At 53.4% G+C, this 1,526-nt stretch carries 1 protein-coding gene and 1 pseudogene; both read left to right on the top strand.

Features of this window, described 5'->3' with window-relative positions; all coding sequences use genetic code 11:
• The first annotated feature begins 203 nt into the window (after positions 1-203).
• The gene (locus T18_RS24820) at positions 204-470 is read left to right on the top strand and encodes a hypothetical protein (RefSeq protein ID WP_038496670.1); all 267 of its coding nucleotides are present in this window, start codon (positions 204-206) and stop codon (positions 468-470) included.
• A 438-nt stretch (positions 471-908) separates the two neighbouring features.
• Positions 909-1,526: pseudogene (locus T18_RS24810) on the top strand (methyl-accepting chemotaxis protein); the annotation flags it as partial.

Here is a 1,526-nt window from a genome sequence, read left to right as displayed (position 1 = left end):
GGTCACGAGGTGCGATTTTCTGCTCAGAAGCACGATCAGATGTCTCGGATTTCATGAGTTTAATTTTTACCCTCAAGCGGTGTTGACATGCGTGTTACCGATCGGTAACTATCAAAAAAGTTACTTACCGGTAACACCTTGGCGCGAGCCCGTCAAGCAATCGCCCGCTTTCACAGCGGATGAATTATCGAAAGGAGACTGAGATGAGACAGACGATAGACGAGATGACGCTCGCCGAGATTTTCGCAGATCCGCTGATCCGTTCAGTCATGCGCGCCGACGACGTTGGTCTGGACGATTTCAAAGAGTTGATGCATTCGGCGGCGACGTCCTTGACGACACGCGATGGCGCAGCATTTGCTGGACAGTTTGAAACGAGCGGGCCTGCAGCTTCATCGAAGCGTACACTCGTAACCGCCGTACAGCCCTTGTTCGCAGGTTTCTTTAAGCCTTGCGCTGCCAATATGTGAATGTGGCCTGCATCACCATCCCGCAAGTCGGGCTTATCCGTGGTGGGATGGCTAATCGCACGCTGATCTTTCAGATATTGGTATCTCCCTGCGCCCGTTTGGGCATGAAGAAATTGTAAAGTATTTAACTATAACTAATCGCAAGAAAACCAGCGAAGCACGGCCGTGGAACAATCGGTTCTTGTCCGTGTTTTGCGAAATGCGGCCCGGCGTTTCCGCCTGTTGGCGGGGCTGTCGTTTCGCCCGCGGAACGGTGACCTCCCCGTATTTGAAGGGGGCAGGCCGGCGTTTTTCGGCGCATGCATGATGCAGTTGCGATCAGAGCCGATGATGCGGCTACCGAAGCCTTGATGATCGAGGTTACGCGACGTGCAATGTCAGTCTTGCCGAACACCTCCGGCACGGGGAAGGAGCGGTATTCATGCCCTGAGGTTATCCGTGTCATTTCTCCAGAATGCCAGTATCCGCACCAAAATTCTGTCGCTCATTCTACCGCTCTGCATCATCGGTCTGGGTGCAACAGTATATATGTCCGCCCGTTACAAAAACGCGGACACGCTCTATTCAGAGTTCATTGCCGGCGATAATGCCGCGCTTGTCGAGCTTTCTCGTGCCAACCGCAATCTTCAGGCGGTGGCTTACGGTGCTTATCAGGTAATGGCATACGACACCTCCATTCCGGATTTCGCCATCGCCAAAGGCGAGTATAATACCGACAAAGGCGAACTGATCTCGCGATTGAACAATGTCAAGGCCATATTCCCGGAAGAGACGGCCACAATCGACAAACTGCTCAAACAATCTCAGAGCATCATCACAAGCACGGATAAGGCCGTCGAGCTTGGCTCCGCTAATCGTAATCAGGAGTCCGCGGCGGAACTCCTGAAGGCTGATGGGCAAATTCGCGCGGCCGGAAACGAAATAGGCTCGTTGCTGGACAAGCTTGCCAAGGGTGTTGCCAAAGGCAGCGACGATCTGAGTGACCAGACGAATTCCACGATCCTGACCTCGCTTGTTCTGGTTGGCATCAGCTTTGCAACCGGCATCATTCTCGCG

The organism is Rhizobium sp. TBD182 (assembly GCF_001950375.1).
In the GTDB taxonomy this organism is placed as follows: Bacteria; Pseudomonadota; Alphaproteobacteria; order Rhizobiales; family Rhizobiaceae; genus Agrobacterium; species Agrobacterium tumefaciens.
Note: the sequence above shows the minus strand (reverse complement) of the source record. Positions and strands in the feature narration are given on the sequence as shown.

Bases quoted from the DNA above. Each gene is read 5' to 3' on its own strand.
- T18_RS24820 (WP_038496670.1), top strand. From the start codon at position 204: ATGAGACAGACGATAGACGAGATGACGCTCGCCGAGATTTTCGCAGAT.